Below are 17,694 nucleotides of genomic sequence, written 5' to 3' on the forward strand. Positions count from 1 at the left end.
CGGGCCCTCCTTCTTCGATGTTCAAGAACGTCCTGTTCCAACTGCACTGGCTGCTGGGCATCACCGCAGGTGCCGTCCTGGCCGTGATGGGCCTCAGTGGCGCCACGCTGTCCTTCGAGGACGAACTGCTGCGCGCCGCCAATCCCGGCTTTGCCGAGATCGCCGAGCACCATGCCGACGGGCAGCCTCCCCTTGCACTCAGTGAACTGGTGCCGCTGCTCCAGGCCGGCAGCGAACGCCCCCTGCAACGCCTGCGTATCGATGCCACCGGACAGCGGCCGTCGGTGGCGCGCTTTGCCGGTGGCAGGGAACACTGGGTGTACTTCGACCCGTACAGCGGTGAGCGCTTCAGCGCCCTGCGCGGCCAGGCGTTCTTCGACTTCGTCGAGGACCTGCATCGCCACCTTGCCGCGGGCGAACGCGGCAAGTGGATCACCGGCAGCTGTGCCATCGCCCTGCTGTTCTTCACCCTGTCCGGCCTCTACCTGCGCTGGCCACGACGCTGGTGGCACTGGCGCAGCTGGCTGGCAGTGGAGTGGAAACGCAGCGGGCGCGGCTTCCTGTGGAGCCTGCACTCGGTAGTCGGCACCTGGGTGCTGCTGATCTACCTGATGAGTGCGCTGACCGGCCTGTGGTGGTCGTTCGACGGGTATCGCAGCGCGGCCAGCACGCTGCTGGGCGTCCCACCGACGGCCAAGCACCAGGTTGCCACCGATGCGTCGCTGGACCTGCACCGCATTGAAGCCACGCTGTACGCGCTGCCGGGCGTGCGCGCCGGCTTCATTGACCTGCGCCTGCCGGAGAAGCCCGGACAGGCACTGAATGTTCGGGTGATGGCCGGTGATCCGTCGCAGCGCGGCGGCCACCACGATCGTGCGCATGACCTGCTGCAGCTCGATCCGGCCAGCGGTGCCGTTCTCGATGCCCGTCCGTACGCACGCCAGGGCGCGGGCGGACAGTTGGCCACCAGTGTGTTCGCGCTGCATTCGGGCAGCTACTTCGGTGTGCCCGGCCGCGTGGTGGTGATGCTCAGCAGCCTGGGCATGAGCCTGTTCTTCATCACCGGCTGGATGCTGTACCTGGACCGCCGCCGCAGCCAGCGTGCCGCGCGCGGGCTGCGCCAGGCGCTACCGATGCCGGCCAGCGATGCCGGCAACGCAGCGTGGCTGGTGGTGCATGCCAGCCAGAGCGGACTGGGCGAACAGCTGGCGTGGCGCGCGGCGGCACAGCTGCAGGCGGCCGGCCATGCGGTGCGGGTGCTGCCGCTGGCGCGCATCGATGCCGCGCTCCTGCTGCGCGCATCGAGCGCGCTGTTCGTGCTGAGCACCTTCGGCGACGGCGAGCCGCCCGATGCCGCCCGGCGCGCAGCGCGGCAGTTGCTGGCACAAGCGCTGGACCTTTCGGGCCTGCAGTTCGGCCTGCTCGCGCTGGGTGACCGCCAGTACCCGCACTACTGCGGCTTCGGCCGCCGGGTCGATGGCTGGTTGATCGGAAACGGCGCGCGTGCACTGTTCGAGCGCGTCGACGTCGATGCCGCCTCGGTCCCGGCGCTGCGCCGGTGGCAGCAGGAGTTGGGTGCGCTCACCGGCATCGTCACCGATGACAGCGTGCTGCCTGCGGCTACGCAGATGCATGAGTGGCGCCTGCTCGGCCGCGACTGCCTCAACCCTGGCAGCGTCGGCGGAGCCATCTGGCGTATCCGTCTTGCCGCACCGGCCGACGTGCAGTGGCAGGCGGGTGACATCCTGCACATCGCGCCCCGCCACAATGCCCAGCATGCCGGTGCCGTGTTGAAGGCGCATGGGCTGGATCCGCTGCAGCCACTGCTGGTCGATGGCCATCCGCGCACGCTGCTGGCGCTGGCCAGTGAACGCGAGCTGCCCGAGGCCGATGCTGCGCTGGCGGTGCAGGATGCCTGCCTGTGGCTGGCCGGGCTGCCGCTGCTGCCCAGTCGCGAGTATTCGATCGCCTCCTGCAAGGATGATGGCGTGGTGGAGCTGGTGGTGCGGCTGGTGCATGACGCCTCCGGTCGAGCCGGGTTGGGCTCGGGCTGGCTGTCGTTGCATGCGCCGATCGATGCCGGCATCGTCGCCCGCGTGCATCGCAACCCCGGTTTCCATCGCGTCATTGGCGCGCCGATGGTGCTGATCGGCAACGGCACCGGCATCGCCGGGCTGCGCAGCCTGTTGCGCGAAGCCGCCCGTGCAGGCGAACACGGGCACTGGCTGTTGTTCGGCGAACGCCAGCGTGCGCACGATTTCCTGTTCGCTGACGAGATCGAAGCGTGGCAGGCCGATGGCCATCTCGCCCGGTTGGACCTGGCGTTCTCGCGCGATGGCGACGGCGGTTATGTGCAGAATCGCCTGCAGGCGGCCACCAGAACGCTGCGCGACTGGATGCAGCGCGGTGCGGTGATCCATGTCTGCGGGTCGTTGCAGGGCATGGCCGAAGGCGTGGACCAGGTGCTGCGAACCGCGCTGGGTGATGAAGCGGTGGAAACGCTGCTGGAAAACGGGCGCTACCGCCGCGACGTGTATTGATTCCTGCCGCCGAACGCTGGTGTGAGCCGAGCATGGGCTCGGCTCTACAGTGTTCCTGCAGCCGATGTAGCGCCGAGCCTACGCTCGGCTGACCAGGCCGCTGCGGCGCGCGGCTGCGGCATCGACTGCAAACGGAATGCGCCCACCGCTTCGGCCAGGGCACGCACCTGGACCTGCATCTGCGCCGTGGAGGCACCGGCCTCTTCCACCAGGCTGGCGTTACGTTGGGTGCTGGCTTCCATCTGCACGATGGTCTGGTTCACCTGTGCGATGCCGGCATGCTGGTCGTGCGACGCACTGCGGATAGCCGCCAGCAGGTCGGCCAGCTGCTGCACGCTGCCGACGATTTCGCCCATCGTGGTGCCGGCCTGTTCGGCCTGCTGGTTGCCCTGTCCCACACGCGCCACCGAATCCTCGATCAGGCCCTTGATCTGCTTGGCCGCCTCTGCGCTGCGTTGTGCAAGCAGGCGCACTTCCGCGGCCACCACGGCGAAACTGCGGCCCTGCTCACCGGCACGCGCCGCTTCCACCGCCGCATTCAGCGCCAGGATGTTGGTCTGGAAGGCGATGCCGTCGATCAGCTGGGTAATGTCGCCGATCCGCCGCGATGCCTCGCTGATGCCCTGCATGGTCGCCACCACCTGGCCGACAGCCTCGCCGCCGCGCTGCGCCACCGCTGCCGCACCCTTGACCAGCGCGTCGGCACGGCCTGCGGCATCAGCATTGCGACCGACCGTATCGGTCAGTTCGTGCATGGAAGCGGCGGTCTCTTCCAGGTTGGCGGCCTGCTGCTCGGTGCGCTGTGACAGATCTTGATGACCGGCAACGATCTCGCCAACGCCGGTATCGAGACTGGAGGTGGCGTGCTGGATGCGGGTGACGATGCGGCCCAGCTGCGCGACCGTCGCGTTGGCATCATCGCGCATGCGCGCGAACACGCCCTGCAGCTCACCCTCCATGCGCACGCTGAGGTCACCACGAGCCAGCGCGGCCAGCAATGCCTGCAGGTCGCCGAGGTTGGTTTCAAACGTCGCCAGCAGGCGGTTGATGCTGGTCGACAACGTGCGCACGAAGCCCTGCTTGCCCTCCAGCGCGATGCGACCGTGCAGGTCACCGTGTGCTGCAGCATCGACCAGCGCAGCGACCTCGGTTTCCAGCAGGGTCTCCAGCGCTCGACTGCGCCATTCCACCGCTACGCCGAGGAATTGCCCGTCATCGATGACGGGGTTGGCAATCAGCTGGTAACGCGTGCCGGCATGGCCGATCTCGCGCTCTTCGCGCTGGCGCACGCCGGCCAGGCTGGCCAACGCCGGATGCAGGCGTACCGCGTCGCTGCCCACCAGCGCCTCGTTCCGCAGGTCAAGCAGCTGCAGCAGTGCCGGGTTGGCGTAGGCGACCTGCCCTTCCGCATCGATCACCATCAAACCGGTCAGCGCACTGTCCAATGCCTGGCGCACCCGGGTGTTGCCGCGCGCCACGGCACGCTCGGTCTCGATACGCGCGCGCAGGCGCTGCTGCATGTCGACCAGGCGCTGGGCCAGCTGGCCGATCTCGTCGTTGGCGTTGTAGACGCGCAGGGTGGTGTCCAGGCGGTCGTCGGCGATGTCGCTGGCGAAGTGCAGGGTGTCCTGGATCGGCTGGCGCACTGCACGCAGCACCAGCACGAGGCTGGTGATCAGCACACCGGCGACCAGCAGCACGGTCAATGCAAACAGCACGCTCATCGTGCGCGCACCAGCCTGCTGGCGGGCCTGGGCACGGGCCAGTGCCGCGGCCTGTGCCTGCTGGAATGCGGCCAGCGCAGGCGCTACGCCCGCAGCGGTATCCAGCAGCGACTGCGCTTCCACATCCAGGCCGACACGGGCAGCGGTATACCCCAGCAATGCGGCCTGATACGCCTCCATTCCGGTGCGCAGGGTGTCCTGCGCATCCGCGGGCAGGCCCGCCAGCGCGAGATCGAACGGCAGCTTTTCTTCGCTGGCGCGGTCGGCGTGGGTGGAATCACCGTCGAGCAGCAGCAGTGCCTCCTGCCGCCGCATCTTCTGCAGGGACAACGCCAGCGCATCCCGCTGCTGCGCATCCACCTGCCCCTGCAGCGTGTCTGCAGCCTGTTGCAGCTGCGCGGCGAGGCCGGCCTCACCACGGCCCATCTCGTCGACCCGTTCGAACAGGGCGGCCACACCCTGCGAGAACGCGTCGGCCGCTTCGGTCAGCGCCTGCAGCGCCTTGCGCCGGCCGGCGTCCATGGGCATCGCGCGAAGCGCCTGCAGGTCGGCCTGCAAGGCCTTCTGTGTAGCCAGCAGCTGGCTGCGGTCAGCATCATCGAAACTGCGTGCATACTGGGTCTGCAGGCGGCGCGCTTCGGCCACCCGCGTGGCCAGGCGCGCGGCGAGGTCACTGCCGCGCTGGTAGCTGGCCTGGCTGCGCGCAGCCTGCGTGCTGGCATGCCCGGTCCAGGCGTAGACGGCTGCGATTGCGACCAGTCCCAGGCCACAGACCCACAAGGTCGCCTTGAGCTTGTTGGCTACGCTCAGCCGATGCGGTTGCAGCCACAGCAGCAGGCCGGAGGACGCCGGGCGCAGCGCCGCAAGCCGCGTGCGCAGGGACCGGAGGTGGGAGACAACGGCCGACATGACAGACTCCAGGCAGAAGGACGCACCTGTATCGGCCGGATTCAAGGCAACTTTAGAACTTTCGTCGTCCTGGCCCAGCGGTGACGGGCGGACGCGGCCTTTGTACCGGGTGCAGGCGACGCTGGCGTGACACGACCAGCACCCTTGACCTCAACCCCGGTTGGGGGAGCACAGTGGACGTCCCTTCCCCGCCAGGTGCCCCCATGACGACGCTCGATATCCCCCGCTACCTGCAGCGCCTGCAGCTGGATGCGCCGCCACCACGGACGCTGGTCGGCCTGACCCTGCTGCAGCAGCGCCACAACGCACTGCTCCCCTTCGAAACCCTCAGCTGCCTGCTGCGCGATGCGGTGCCGATCGACCTGGACAGCGTGCAGCGCAAGCTGCTTGACGACCGCCGTGGCGGGTACTGCTTCGAACTCAATGGCGGGTTGCTGGCACTGCTGCAGGCATTGGGCTTCGATGCGCAGCCATTGAGCGCGCGCGTGCTGCTGGCTGCCCAGGACGGCGAGCTGACCGCACGGACCCACCTGCTGCTGCGCGTGCAGGTGGATGGCGATGACTGGCTGGTGGATGCCGGTTTCGGCAGCCTGACCCCGACCGTGCCGCTGCGGCTGCATGATCCGCAGCCGCAGGCCACGCCGCACGAACGCTATCTGCTGCAGCGGCTGCCTGGCGAGGGGGACTTCGTGCTGTCCGCCGAATCCGGTGACGGCTGGCGGGCGATGTACCGTTTCGACCTGCACGTGCCGGCACCGATCGACAACGTGGTGGGCAACTGGTACGTGTGCACCCATCCCGACTCCAGCTTCCCTGGCCAGCTGCGCGCGTCGCTGACCGGGCCAGATTGGCGACGCACCATCGGCAGTGGCAACTACACCGAGTACCGCCCCGGCCAGGCACCGGACAAGCGTCCGCTGCACGATGTTGCCGACGTGCGCGACGTGCTGCAGCAACGCTTTGGCATGCAGTTGCCCGAAGACCCGCGGCTCGATCCGGCGATCAACGACTGGCTGCAGCGCTCACGCGCCGCGACCTTGTAGAGCCGAGCCCATGCCCGGCTGAGCTTGGGCGGCTGGGTCAACAGCAGCCGAGCATGGGCTCGGCTCTACGGAACCGCGCGCGCCTGCAACGCAATCCGGTTGCCTTCACTGTCGCAGATCTCGGCCACGTTCCAGGCTCACCTCCAAGTCCATGCCCACACCTGCGGCCTCGTCGGCAAACGGAAGGTAGGCCATCCTGCAGTCGTGCAGCATGACACCCCTTGCAGGGCAGTGCTGGCATGCTGGGTGCCCCTTTCCTCGCGGAGTCCTGCATGTCCCTGGCCGATCACCAAAGTGCGCTGGCACCGCAGGGCTTCCTGCGCGTGGCGATCAACCTGGGCAACCCGGTGCTGGCGCAGGGCGATGCGCACTCGCCGCGCGGACCGTCGGTGGAGCTGGCCGCGATATTGGCGCAGCGCCTGGGTGTGCAGGCACGCTTCACCTGTCACGATGCCGCAGCCTCGGTGGTCGCTGCGGCAGGCGAAGACGGCTGGGATCTGGCCTTCCTGGCCATCGATCCGGCACGCGCCGACCGCATCGCCTTCAGTGCTCCGTACGTGGAGATCGAAGGCACCTATCTGGTGCGCGAGGACAGTCCCGCGCAGCAGGTGACCGACCTCGACCGCGAGGGGCTGCGCATCGCGGTGGGCCGCGGTGCAGCCTACGATCTGTTTCTCAGCCGCGAACTGCGCCACGCCACGATCGAACGGGCCGAGACGTCGGCGGCTGCGATCACCCTGTTCGATCTGCAGCGCCTGGATGCCGCCGCCGGCGTGCGCCAGCCGCTGCAAGCATGGGCGCGGGCGCATCCCGGCCACCGCGTGCTGGCCGACCGTTTCACCGCGATCCAGCAGGCGGTGGCGGCGCCGGCATCCCGCCCCGCCGACGCGCTGCAGGCGCTGTTCGAGGAAGTGGAGGCGATCAAGGCCGGCTCGCTGCTGGAGGAGGCGTTCGCGCGCGCCGGACAGGCGGTCACGCTGGTGCGATGAGTGTAGCGTCCGCCATGTGCCGCACGTGTTCGGCAGCCTGCGCGTGCAGCCAGTCGCGGAAGGCAAGAAAGCCGCGGTGGCGGGCCGAACGCTGCGGGTAGACCAGCCAATGCGGCCAGGCGGTTTTCAGGCGCAGGTTGGACAGCGCAACCAGTTGGCCGGAATCCAGCAACAAGCGCGCCCGCGTCACCCGCCCCAGCGCCACGCCCACCCCGTCCAGCGCCGCACGGTGGTGTGCCTCCGAATCATCCAGCACCGCTACGAAGCGCGACGGCGGGGTCTGCCCGCTCAACGCGAACCAGGCCCCCCACGCGCCATCGGGGTCCCCCAGCAGTGGCCACTGGTTCAGTGGCACCCGGTCGATCCCTCCCATGCGTTCGATCAGCGCCGGGCTCGCCATTGGCAGCAGCCACTCGTCGAACAGCGGCTCAACCACCAGGCCCGGCCACTGCCCGCTGCCCAGCCGCAGCGCGGCGTCGAACTGGCGCTGCCGCTCGAAATCAATCAGGCGCTCACTCGACTGCAGGTTGATCTCGATCTGTGGGTGCTCAGCCACGAAATGACCCAGGCGCGGCACCAGCCACGCCGACGCCATCGACGGCACCGCACTGATCGTCAGCACGTGCTCGGCGCGGGCCGCATAGGGCTGGAAGGCCTCGTTGATCGCATCCAGATGCGGGCCGACCTGGTCGAGCAGGCGCTGCCCCTCCAGGGTGAGGGCGACGCCACGCGGTTGGCGGACCAGCAGTGGCTGCCCGAGCCGCTCTTCCAGCTGGCGCATCTGATGGCTGAGCGCACTGACGGTCAGATTCATCGACGCCGCTGCCCGTGACAGGTTGCCCAGCCGCGCGGCGGCCACGAAACCCTGCAGGGCATGAAGGGGCGGACGGGACATCAGGCTTGAATTCCTCTCAAGGCATGCTTGCGGAAATGTCGCTGTTTGCCCGCCCATGCTGCCCGTATCGTGCAATCCACTCAAGTGGAGGCACGCTCATGAACATCTTCGGCAGCCTGTTGTTCCTGCACGGCCATGTGGTCAACACCGAGCTGGCACGCCAGCTGGCCAGCCCGTCCACCGCCGCCCCTGCGTGCGCGGCGCAACCGGCCACGCCGGTTCAGCAGCCGGGGACCCGTTGAACGCGGCTCAACCTGTGTACCAGCGTTGGACGTATTCAGGCAGCCAGGGCATTGGATCGATATCCAGTGCCCGGCAACCGTCGAGCGTGTCACGCAACACGCCCTCACCGGGGCCACCGGGAATCCGCAGGCCTTCCTCTTCCGGAAGCTGCACCACGGCCCAGTCGTGCAGCCGGTCCATGCGCAGGCGCATCGCCGCCTGCAGCCATGCCTTCAGCGGATAACAGCGATAGCCTTGTTCAGCCAACGCAGCAATTGCGAGCGACAAGGCCTGGTTGGCACCACGTACCCATTCAGTACGACCCCCAGCCTTGTGCTGGATCGTCATCGGTGCCGGTGCGCGGTGCGCCTTGAACGGCGAACGCAGCTGCAGCTCCAGATCACGTGCATCACGCTCGCCCTCCGCTTCCACCAGCGCACCGGCATCGAGGTCGAAGAACTCGAACCAGCGCCGATGCAATGCGCTGATGCGTCCGAGCGGATCACGTGAAAAGCCGATCTTCGCGTAGTCCTCCCACGCACACGGGAAGACGTAGGTAAAGACACGACCGTCGATGCGGATATCCGATTGCATGTGCGCAGGCTGCCTCCACCTCAGCCCGGGCGCAACCGGGCGCTACCGTGCACGCTGCAGCGCTCCGGCAGTGCGGCTTCGTGCAGCCGGCACGAACTATTCTTGCTGACTGTCGCTGCCATCTCCGCCCGCCATGCCGTCTGCTGCGCCCGCCCCCCTACCGATTTCGTCCATCACCCTGGAAGCGGCAACCTCTGCGGTGATCCACCAGCACAACGCTGAAACCGCGCGGCAACCGGCATCGCTGACCAAGCTGATGACCGCCTACGCCGCCTATGCGTGCGTCGAAGAGAACGGACGCTCGTGGGACGACCCGGTCACCATCGCCGCCGACGATGTGCATGCCGTGGCCGATGATGAAACGCACATGGGCCTGGTGCCCGGCGAGACAATCACCCTGGCGCGCCTGCTGGAAGGGTTGATGGTGGTGTCCGGCAATGACGCTGCATTGGCGATCGCGCGCCACCTGGACGGATCGCAGGCCGCATTCCTGGAACGCATGAACCGGCACGCACGCCAGCTCGGGCTGCGCAGCACCTGGTTTGCCAGCGTGTCCGGCATCACCACACCGCACCATGTCTCCAGCGCGCGCGACATGGCGGTGCTGGCCGCCCGCCTGTTGAACGATCATCCGCAGATCCTGGCGATCAGCGCGCAGCGCGCGTTCGCCCATGGCAGCTTCAACCGCAGCAACCAGAACGCCCTGCTCGGCGAAGACGGCGTGGACGGCTTGAAGACCGGCTACACCCAGGCCGCAGGCTTCTGCCTGGCCGCCACCGCGTGCCGGCCAGTACCCGGGCGGGACCAGCCGGTACGGCTGATCACCGTGGTGTTGGGCTCTGCAAGCCGCGACGCGCGCGACGCACTGGTGCGCGACCAGTTGGCCGCGGGATTCGCCGCCCTGGCCGGCGGCTGACCGCTCGTGCGGCTCAGCGCCGCTTGACCGTCGCCACGATCAGCCGCTGCAGCTCGGCCACGGCACCGGCCTTGTCCAGCGCGCCGGCAGCCACGCCCTCTGAAAGGGCTTCAGCCGCACCGAGAATGGCCCAGCGCCCGGCCAGCGACACCGTGCCGTCGGCCGCGAACGGGCCCAGCCAGACCTGGCAGTTGTCGATGAAATCCTGCTGGTAGCGCCGCCGCGCCTCATGCAGTTCCGGCGCCCCCACCAGCGCGGCGAGGATGCCTTGCACTTCACTGCCCTGGCTGAGGACGCAGTCGATGTAGCCGGAGGCGATGGCCGCCGCCCGATCGACCAGTTGCGCCCGGGCGCGACCGATGCGCTCGTGGAAGACCACGGTCTGGCGTCCGTCATAGTCATCGTAGAGCGCCGCCAGCAAGCCATTGCGGGTCACGAAGTGATCATAGGCCACAGGCTTGGTCACGCCCGCCGCTTCGGCCAGCCGCCCCAGCGTCAACGCGCCGGTACCTTCTTCGCGGACCAGTGCCCAGGCCACATCCAGCAACTGGCGGGTGCGTTGCTCCCGGGTCATTCGGCGGCGCGTGGGGGTGGCGTTGGCGGGCATCGGCGGAGCACGGCGATCAGCGCATCGGAACACCAATTTTACGGCCGATCGTCAGTGCGGTCTGCAGATGCGCTTGAGCGGCACCGGTATCGGCGTCCAACAGCAGGTGGGACGACAGCACGCGTGCGCCGCAATAGTCGAAGATGCCCATGTCGATCTGCGTCCTCATTGCCGCGTCGTAGCCACGACGTTCGACCATGGCTGCGTCGGCGCCGCCCAAGCCGACCAGATGCACATTCAGGCGCTGCAGCTTCTTCACCAGCCTGCCCTGCGCATCCTGTGCGTAGGCCCAGTCGTTGGTGAACACACGGTCGATCCAGCCTTTCAGCAGCGCCGGGAACGACCACCAGTACAACGGGAACACCAGCACCAGCGTATCGGTGGCATCCAGCCGCGCGTGCTCGGCAGCGACATCGGCGGGTACCGCGCCGGTGCTGCGGAACAACGCCTGGTCCTGCGGGTTGAAGCGCGGATCGAAGCCTTCGGCCATCAGGTCGGCATAGGCCACGGTGTTGCCGGTGTCGGCCGCGGCAATGCCATCACCGATGCGACGCGCCATCGCGTGGGTCAGCGAACCGGGCTCAGGGTGGGCGATGACAATGAGGCTGTGCATGGGGATCTCCAGGAATCGATACCTACCAATGGTAAGTAACGATTCCGGGGAAACCAGCGCCACCGGTGGGACGCTGTTTTTGCGTCCAACGTATAGTGCAGCGATGCCTTGTGGGACATCCGGACATGGATCGACGCCTGCCCCTGACGATACTGACGCTGCTGCTGTCGCTGTTGCTGCCATCCGCCTTCGCGGGTGAACTCAGTCCCAGTGACGCGAAGGCCCTGCGCGAAGATGTGCGCGCCCTGATGACTGCCTACGCCCGCGGGGATGCGGACTTCCTCATCGAGCGCACGCATCCCAGCCTCAAGCGGCTGGCCGGCGGCGATGAGGCCTTCCAGGCGATCACCCGCGATGCGTTGAAGAAGCAGCACAGCGGCGGCGTGGTGGTCATCAGCGAGGACGTCGGTGTGCCGACCCGGACCTATGCGGCCGGGGAGGAAGAAGTCTGCTTCGTGCCACGCCAATCCCTGGTGCGGGTGCGTGAAACCCCGATGCGCAGCACCACGTTCATGGTGGCCGTGCGCCGCATTGGCGGTTCCGGCTGGACGTATCTGGACGGCACGGGGCTGCAGGACAATCCGCGCCTGCTTCGCCAACTGCTGCCAGCGCTGGAACCCGGCGTGATCCTGCCCAAGCGGGAGATCGAGGCGTTGTAGTCGCCGGCCCTTCCCGCCATGCAGGGCGCGGGGCTACTGGAACAACGCGTTCAAGGCAGCCCCGGACGCCGCCTGCTGCAGACCATCGAAGCGTCCGTCCTGCACGATCGGCTGGGTCGCCTGCATCAGTCCACCCCACGCGGCACGCGCCAGCGCACCGCCCAGGCTGACCCGGCGAACGCCAAGTGCGGCGATGTCCTGCAGGCTCAGTGCTGTGGGGCCAGCGACCAGCAGGTTCACCGGCCTGGAGCCCGCGGCGGCGACCACCGCACTGATCTGCTCGCGCGTACTGATGCCCGGTGCGTACAGCACATCGGCTCCGGCCTCGGCGTAGGCACGCAGGCGCCGCAGGGTATCCTGCAGATCCGGTACGCCCACGAAGAAGTTCTCCGCTCGCCCGACCAGCAGCACGTCGCCGCCCGCGCGGTCGATGGCCGCACGCGCCGCGCGCAGTCGCTCGACCGCCTGCTCGATGGGCCTCAGTGGTGCATCGGCCAGGCCGCTGGCGTCCTCGATCGACAACGCCGCAATGCCGGTATCGAGCGCCGCGGCCACCGCCTCCTCCACCGCCTGTGGCGTAGCGCCGAAACCATCACCGAAGTCGGCATTCAACGGCAACGGGGTCGCCGCCGCCATCAGTCGCAGGTGCTCCAGCGTGGCCTGCAGCGATACCGCGCCGTCCGGCCGCCCCTCACTCCAGGCGCAGCCGGCACTGGTCGTGGCCAAGGCCTGGAAGCCCTGCCGTTGCAGATAGCGCGCACTGCCCACGTCCCACGGGTTAGGCAGCACGAAGCATCCTGCTGCATGCAACTGGCGGAAGCTGGCGCGCTTGCGCAGGGTGTCGGCATCAGGCGAGGCCATGGCGGGCTCCGGGGCGGCAGACCTGCACCCTAGCCCGCCGTTCGGTCGCGCTCAAGGCGACGAAGGCAGCCGTGCATGAAGTGATGCCGGCTGCTTATTGGACGCCACCGGCAGCCGTGCCCGAGCGTGAACGCCTGCCCCCACAATGCCGCCACGGAGCCCCTCATGCACCCGGACCCGCAGCCCCTCATCGACGCGGGCGACGATGACGCCCACTGGGCCGACCTGCTTTCGCCCGCCCGCCGGCGCCTGATCGCGTCGGCCGGCCTGGCCGCCGGCGGCCTGGCCAGCGCGTCCACCGCCACCGCCGCCGCGCGCGTCGGCAGCGCCGTGAACACCACCGAACCCGGGCGACCTGGCTTCCGCGCCATCGTTCCGCCAGCGTCCAAGGGCCGCAGCCCCTGGGGCCAGGCCACGGCCAGCGAACCGACCCCGCGCCCGGTCAGCGTGCGCCCCGGCGAGGCCACGTTGCCCACCGCCCCGCGCGCCTACACCGACATCAAGAGCTACCACGCCCATATCTATTTCGATGAGGACAGCTTCGAGAAGGCAGCCCTGCTGCGGCGCTGGGCCGCCGAGCGCTTCCCGGTGGAGCTGGGCAACTGGAACCTGGAGCCGCGTGGCCCGCACGTCACGCCCTCTTTCTACTTCGGCTTCACCAACGACCTGCTGCCGGTGCTGGTGCCGTGGCTGCAGCTCAACAGCCTGGGCCTGACCATCCTGATCCACCCCAACACCGGCGACGGTCGCGCCGATCACCTGTACTACGCGTTGTGGGTGAACCGCGCGCAGCCGGTGAACGCCTACAACTGGCCGGCGCCGCAACCGGGGGAACAGGAGCCGTTGGAGGAGGTATTCCCGAACGTGGTGCCGACGGTACCGTTGGAGACCTGAGCGATCGGCTGACAGGCAACTCCCTGGTAAGGGCACAGCGGCTGCGCCCTACGCCTCCTCATCCACACAGGGTGTGGCTGTGCCGATGAGCGGCCCGGACGTGATCGTCGGCCTACGTGCTCGCATCCACCGCAAGCACGCCGTTCAGCGCGCCTTGATCCAGCGCCCGCCGTACGGCGACAAGCCCTGCGGCGAATTTCAAACGGACGATTGAAACGTTGCAAACTTCGCCGAACTGGACAGCATCCGCCGGTTCCGCCAGACTGCCGCCCTTTCCCGTCTTCCGCATCCCATGGCGAAGCTGCTGGTCCTTCACGGCCCCAACCTCAACCTGCTCGGCACCCGCGAGCCGGAGGTGTACGGCCACACCACGCTGGCCGACATCGACCAGGCCCTGGCCGCGCAGGCATCCATTGCCGGGCACGCCGTGGAGAGCCTGCAGTCCAACGCCGAGCATGTGCTGGTCGACCGCGTGCAGGCTGCGCGCAACGACGGAACCGCTTTCATCCTGATCAACCCCGCCGCCTTCACCCACACCTCGGTGGCCCTGCGCGATGCGCTGGCAGCGGTGGCGGTGCCGTTCATCGAGATCCACCTGTCCAACCCGCATACCCGCGAACCGTTCCGCCAGCACAGCTACTTCAGTGACAAGGCGGTGGGCGTGGTGTGCGGCTTCGGTGCCGACAGCTACCGCTACGCGATGGACGCGGCGCTGCTGCGCGTATCCGCCACCTGATTGTCGACCCGGGCGCCCACGGCGCTCTCCTCACCTAGATAGAAACCAAAGAGGCCCTCATGGATCTGCGCAAAATCAAGAAGCTGATCGACCTGCTGGAAGAGTCGAACCTGGCTGAAATCGAAATCAAGGAAGGCGAAGAGTCGGTGCGCCTGTCGCGCGCTCCGGTCGCTGGTTATGCCGCGCCGGTCGCAGCTCCGGTGTACGCCGCCCCGGCGGCGCCGGCGGCGCAGGCGATGCCGATGCAGTCGCCGACCGAAGCGTCCACCGGCGGCACCGCCAAGCCGGGCCCGGCGCTGCCGGAAGGCCATGTGCTGCGCTCGCCGATGGTCGGCACGTTCTATGCCTCGTCCGCCCCGGACAAGCCGGCCTTCGTCACCGTGGGCCAGCAGGTCAAGGAAGGCGAAACCCTGGCCATCATCGAAGCGATGAAGATGTTCAATCCGATCGAAGCCGACACGTCCGGCACCATCGTCGCCATCCTCGGCGAGAACGGCCAGCCGGTGGAGTTCGACCAGCCGCTGTTCGTGATCGGCTGAGGGGCGCGCCATGCTCGACAAAGTCGTCATCGCCAACCGAGGGGAGATCGCGCTGCGCATCCTGCGCGCGTGCCACACCCTCGGCATCCGCACGGTGGCCGTGCATTCCACGGTCGACCGCAACCTCAAGCACGTGGCCATGGCCGACGAGTCGGTCTGCATCGGTCCGGCGCCGTCGCCGCAGAGCTACCTCAACATCCCGGCACTGATCGCCGCCGCTGAAGTCACCGACGCCCAGGCCATCCACCCGGGCTACGGCTTCCTGTCGGAGAACGCCGACTTCGCCGAGCGCGTGGAAGAGTCGGGCTTCATCTTCATCGGCCCCAAGGCTGACACCATCCGCATGATGGGTGACAAGGTCGAAGCCATCCGCGCGATGAAGGCCGCCGGCGTGCCGTGCGTGCCCGGCTCGGGCGGCCCGCTGGGCGAGGACATCGTCGCCAACACCAAGATCGCCCGTGAGATCGGTTATCCGGTCATCATCAAGGCGGCCGGCGGTGGCGGTGGCCGTGGCATGCGCGTCGTGCACGCCGAAGCCTCGCTCAAGACCTCGATCGAAACCACCAAGAGCGAGGCCAAGGCCGCGTTCGGCAATGGCGAGGTCTACATGGAGAAGTTCCTGGAGAACCCGCGCCACGTGGAGATCCAGGTGCTGGCCGACGGCCAGGGCAACGCCATCCACCTCGGCGAACGCGACTGCTCGATGCAGCGCCGCCACCAGAAGGTGGTGGAAGAAGCACCGGCACCGGGCATCACCGCCGAACAGCGCGAGCAGATCGGCAAGGTATGCACCGAAGCCTGCATCCGCATCGGCTACCGTGGCGCGGGCACGTTCGAGTTCCTGTACGAGGACGGCCGCTTCTACTTCATCGAAATGAACACCCGCATCCAGGTGGAACATCCGGTCACCGAAATGGTCACCGGCATCGACCTGGTGGCCGAGCAGCTGAAGATCGCCGCTGGCCAGAAGCTGTCGATCAAGCAGAGTGACGTGGTACTGACCGGCCATGCCATCGAGTGCCGCATCAACGCCGAAGATGCTGAGACCTTCGTGCCGAGCCCGGGCACCATCACCGGCTTCCATCCGCCGGGCGGCCCCGGCGTGCGCGTGGATACCCACATCTACAGTGGCTATCGCGTGCCGTCCAACTACGACTCGATGATCGGCAAGCTGATCGTGCACGGCCCGGACCGCGAAACCGCCATCGCCCGCATGCGGGTGGCGCTGAGCGAGATGGTGGTCGATGGCATCAAGACCAACATCGCCCTGCAGCAGCGGATCATGCGCGACAAGGGCTTCCAGGCCGGTGGACAGAACATCCACTACCTGGAAAAGCGCCTTGCCGAGCGCAAGAACAAGCCGATCGCGCTGACCTGATCGTCACCCGATGCTGGACATGGAAAGGGCGGGGATATCCCCGCCCTTTTTTTGTTGCTGTAGAGCCGAGCCCATGCTCGGCTTGCTGGAAAGCTCAGCCGAGCGTGGGCTCGGCTCTACAGCCGGCGCATCAGCGCTTGTCGGCCACGTCGGCCGGAATCTGCGAATTGGCCAGCGGCCGCACGCCATTGGGCGAGGTCGGATCGACGATCACCATGGTCTCGGTCGAGCCATCCGGCCACACTACCTGGAAGGTGCTGCCAGCCGGCAGTGAAGCGAACGGCATGCCCGTCTGCGCGCGATAGACCGCAGCGACCTGGCTGGCGCCGGCGCGGCGCACGTCTTCCTGCGCCTTCACCGTGGTCAGTTCCACCTTCGACAGATGCCGGTACCGATCCTCGTAGGTATCGATCATCAGCAGGCCGACCGCACCGGCAGAGTAGGCCACGAACAGCACCACCCAGAACCAGAACTTGGCCCCATGCAGGAATCGACGGTAATTCATCGCCCGTCCCTCTTTCCAATCAATCGCTTGATCCATTCCTTCATTTTCCCAGCACCTTGCCGCGATACCGCAGCGTCATACACGAAATCCCGGAAATCCTGCGCTCCATCCTGCGAACAGATCCCTCCGTTCGCACAAAAACTGTTGACCAGCACGCTGTCCGCTCCACACGGTAGACCGAGTTCGCAGGCCGCAAGCCGCCATGCAAGCTCACTGAGCTGTTCGCCCGCCACCAGGCCGTCGAGTGCGCTGTCACCGGCGGCACGCACGCCCATGCCCGGCGCGATCGCCATATAGGCCTCCGGGTCACGCGAAGTGCGCACGCGTTCGACCAGGTCGCGGCGGTACTCGGCACTGTCATGCAACGGCTCACCCTCGGCGAACAACGATGCTTCTGCGGCGAGGTTGCCCTGCGCGGCCGCCTTGCGGCGTTCGGCCAGCACCAGCGCAGCGCCCAGCTTGTCGCCCGGAACGAAGCCGCCACACCGCTGCGCCACGCGCTCGCGGGCCTCGATCATCGCCGGCGCCACGGTCAGGCCCAACCCGCTCAACACGTTGTTGTCCAAGCGGTAGCCACCCGGATCGAGTGCGTACTGCGCGCAATAGTCATACACGCGGCTGAGCATCCAGCGCGCTTCATGGTTACCTGTATCGGCCTGCACGCGCAGTCGCTGGGCGTAGGCGTACAGATCGCTGGCGTCTTCGATGTCGGCGCGGAGGTCCAACGGCAGGCCCGACGGCAGCGTGTTGCCGCGCTCGACGGTGGCCAGCCGGCGCGCCAGGGCTTCCGGCACCACCGGCAACGCCGCTCCGCTGTCGCGGCTGGCCACGACGGTCGGCAGGTCCGGCGACGGTGATGCCACGCCCGCCGCATGGCCGCTGGCCCGGTACCCGGCCACGCCCAGCACGGCCACCGCCGGCAGCACGAGCAACCAGGTTTTCAGGGTCGGGGCGAAAGCCATCGGCGGCGGTGAGCGTTCACGGCGCACAGGAAAGTGCCGAGTTTAGCAAGGCCCGGCAGGCCTGTCTGAACTGCCCCCGTTCATCTCAAGGTGGCATCTCACGCGATA

At 67.9% G+C, this 17,694-nt stretch carries 18 protein-coding genes; 10 read left to right on the forward strand and 8 right to left on the reverse strand.

Annotation, left to right across the window (positions count from 1 at the left end):
• Nucleotides 1-17 precede the first annotated feature (17 nt).
• On the forward strand, nucleotides 18-2,540 hold the full coding sequence (locus AB839_RS02415; RefSeq protein WP_061478154.1) for a sulfite reductase flavoprotein subunit alpha: 2,523 nt from the start codon (nucleotides 18-20) through the stop codon (nucleotides 2,538-2,540).
• Nucleotides 2,541-2,584: 44 nt separating this feature from the next.
• Here AB839_RS02415 and AB839_RS02420 read toward each other — a convergent pair whose 3' ends face one another.
• Nucleotides 2,585-5,173: a methyl-accepting chemotaxis protein gene (locus AB839_RS02420; RefSeq protein WP_061478155.1), complete on the reverse strand. Its 2,589-nt coding sequence runs from the start codon at nucleotides 5,171-5,173 to the stop codon at nucleotides 2,585-2,587.
• Nucleotides 5,174-5,376: 203 nt separating this feature from the next.
• On the opposite strand from AB839_RS02420, the gene AB839_RS02425 reads away from it, so the two are divergent.
• Both AB839_RS02425 and AB839_RS02430 read left to right on the forward strand, forming a co-directional pair.
• A complete protein-coding gene (locus AB839_RS02425) occupies nucleotides 5,377-6,216 on the forward strand; it encodes an arylamine N-acetyltransferase (protein WP_061478156.1) in 840 nt (279 codons plus the stop codon).
• Between the two features lie 272 nt (nucleotides 6,217-6,488).
• Complete coding sequence (locus AB839_RS02430; protein WP_061478210.1) at nucleotides 6,489-7,205, forward strand: ABC transporter substrate-binding protein; 717 nt, start codon at nucleotides 6,489-6,491, stop codon at nucleotides 7,203-7,205.
• Here AB839_RS02430 and AB839_RS02435 read toward each other — a convergent pair.
• Nucleotides 7,189-8,100 carry a LysR substrate-binding domain-containing protein gene (locus AB839_RS02435; RefSeq protein ID WP_032954576.1) on the reverse strand — a complete coding sequence of 304 codons (912 nt, stop codon included), beginning with the start codon at nucleotides 8,098-8,100 and terminating at the stop codon, nucleotides 7,189-7,191. The genes AB839_RS02430 and AB839_RS02435 overlap by 17 nt on opposite strands.
• Nucleotides 8,101-8,198: 98 nt before the next feature.
• Here AB839_RS02435 and AB839_RS21670 point away from each other — a divergent pair, with 98 nt between their 5' ends.
• Nucleotides 8,199-8,342, forward strand: coding sequence for a hypothetical protein (locus tag AB839_RS21670; protein ID WP_197467661.1), 144 nt, complete (start codon nucleotides 8,199-8,201; stop codon nucleotides 8,340-8,342).
• Between the two features lie 7 nt (nucleotides 8,343-8,349).
• Here AB839_RS21670 and AB839_RS02440 read toward each other — a convergent pair whose 3' ends face one another.
• Entirely contained in the window at nucleotides 8,350-8,916 is a 567-nt protein-coding gene (locus tag AB839_RS02440) for a GIY-YIG nuclease family protein (protein ID WP_061478157.1), read from the reverse strand.
• Nucleotides 8,917-9,049: 133 nt separating this feature from the next.
• Here AB839_RS02440 and AB839_RS02445 point away from each other — a divergent pair, with 133 nt between their 5' ends.
• Complete coding sequence (locus AB839_RS02445) at nucleotides 9,050-9,832, forward strand: D-alanyl-D-alanine carboxypeptidase family protein (RefSeq protein ID WP_061478158.1); 783 nt, start codon at nucleotides 9,050-9,052, stop codon at nucleotides 9,830-9,832.
• Nucleotides 9,833-9,845: 13 nt separating this feature from the next.
• On the opposite strand, the gene AB839_RS02450 is transcribed toward AB839_RS02445, so the two are convergent.
• Nucleotides 9,846-10,439: a TetR/AcrR family transcriptional regulator gene (locus tag AB839_RS02450; RefSeq protein ID WP_061478159.1), complete on the reverse strand. Its 594-nt coding sequence runs from the start codon at nucleotides 10,437-10,439 to the stop codon at nucleotides 9,846-9,848.
• A gap of 16 nt (nucleotides 10,440-10,455) precedes the next feature.
• Nucleotides 10,456-11,052 carry an NAD(P)H-dependent oxidoreductase gene (locus AB839_RS02455; protein ID WP_061478160.1) on the reverse strand — a complete coding sequence of 199 codons (597 nt, stop codon included), beginning with the start codon at nucleotides 11,050-11,052 and terminating at the stop codon, nucleotides 10,456-10,458.
• A gap of 125 nt (nucleotides 11,053-11,177) precedes the next feature.
• Between AB839_RS02455 and AB839_RS02460 the strand changes: the two genes are divergently transcribed.
• On the forward strand, nucleotides 11,178-11,711 hold the full coding sequence (locus tag AB839_RS02460) for a hypothetical protein (protein WP_005419691.1): 534 nt from the start codon (nucleotides 11,178-11,180) through the stop codon (nucleotides 11,709-11,711).
• A 33-nt stretch (nucleotides 11,712-11,744) separates the two neighbouring features.
• On the opposite strand, the gene AB839_RS02465 is transcribed toward AB839_RS02460, so the two are convergent.
• Nucleotides 11,745-12,572, reverse strand: coding sequence for an isocitrate lyase/phosphoenolpyruvate mutase family protein (locus tag AB839_RS02465; RefSeq protein ID WP_061478161.1), 828 nt, complete (start codon nucleotides 12,570-12,572; stop codon nucleotides 11,745-11,747).
• Nucleotides 12,573-12,737: 165 nt separating this feature from the next.
• On the opposite strand from AB839_RS02465, the gene AB839_RS02470 reads away from it, so the two are divergent.
• From AB839_RS02470 to accC, 4 genes are all read left to right on the forward strand, one after another.
• Nucleotides 12,738-13,466 (forward strand): DOPA 4,5-dioxygenase family protein, encoded by a 729-nt coding sequence (locus AB839_RS02470; protein WP_061478162.1) that lies wholly within the window; start codon nucleotides 12,738-12,740, stop codon nucleotides 13,464-13,466.
• Between the two features lie 292 nt (nucleotides 13,467-13,758).
• On the forward strand, nucleotides 13,759-14,202 hold the full coding sequence (gene aroQ / locus AB839_RS02475) for a type II 3-dehydroquinate dehydratase (RefSeq protein WP_061478163.1): 444 nt from the start codon (nucleotides 13,759-13,761) through the stop codon (nucleotides 14,200-14,202).
• A 59-nt stretch (nucleotides 14,203-14,261) separates the two neighbouring features.
• Nucleotides 14,262-14,741: an acetyl-CoA carboxylase biotin carboxyl carrier protein gene (gene accB / locus AB839_RS02480; protein ID WP_019660824.1), complete on the forward strand. Its 480-nt coding sequence runs from the start codon at nucleotides 14,262-14,264 to the stop codon at nucleotides 14,739-14,741.
• A gap of 10 nt (nucleotides 14,742-14,751) precedes the next feature.
• A complete protein-coding gene (accC, locus tag AB839_RS02485; protein WP_049412937.1) occupies nucleotides 14,752-16,119 on the forward strand; it encodes an acetyl-CoA carboxylase biotin carboxylase subunit in 1,368 nt (455 codons plus the stop codon).
• Nucleotides 16,120-16,249: 130 nt separating this feature from the next.
• Here accC and AB839_RS02490 read toward each other — a convergent pair whose 3' ends face one another.
• Both AB839_RS02490 and AB839_RS02495 read right to left on the reverse strand, forming a co-directional pair.
• Nucleotides 16,250-16,624, reverse strand: coding sequence for a hypothetical protein (locus tag AB839_RS02490; RefSeq protein WP_061478164.1), 375 nt, complete (start codon nucleotides 16,622-16,624; stop codon nucleotides 16,250-16,252).
• Nucleotides 16,621-17,586 (reverse strand): hypothetical protein, encoded by a 966-nt coding sequence (locus AB839_RS02495; protein ID WP_061478165.1) that lies wholly within the window; start codon nucleotides 17,584-17,586, stop codon nucleotides 16,621-16,623. Before AB839_RS02495 ends, AB839_RS02490 begins: the two co-directional genes overlap by 4 nt.
• Between the last annotated feature and the right edge of the window lie 108 nt (nucleotides 17,587-17,694).

The sequence above is a fragment of the Stenotrophomonas sp. DDT-1 genome (assembly GCF_001580555.1).
GTDB lineage: Bacteria > Pseudomonadota > Gammaproteobacteria > Xanthomonadales > Xanthomonadaceae > Stenotrophomonas > Stenotrophomonas sepilia.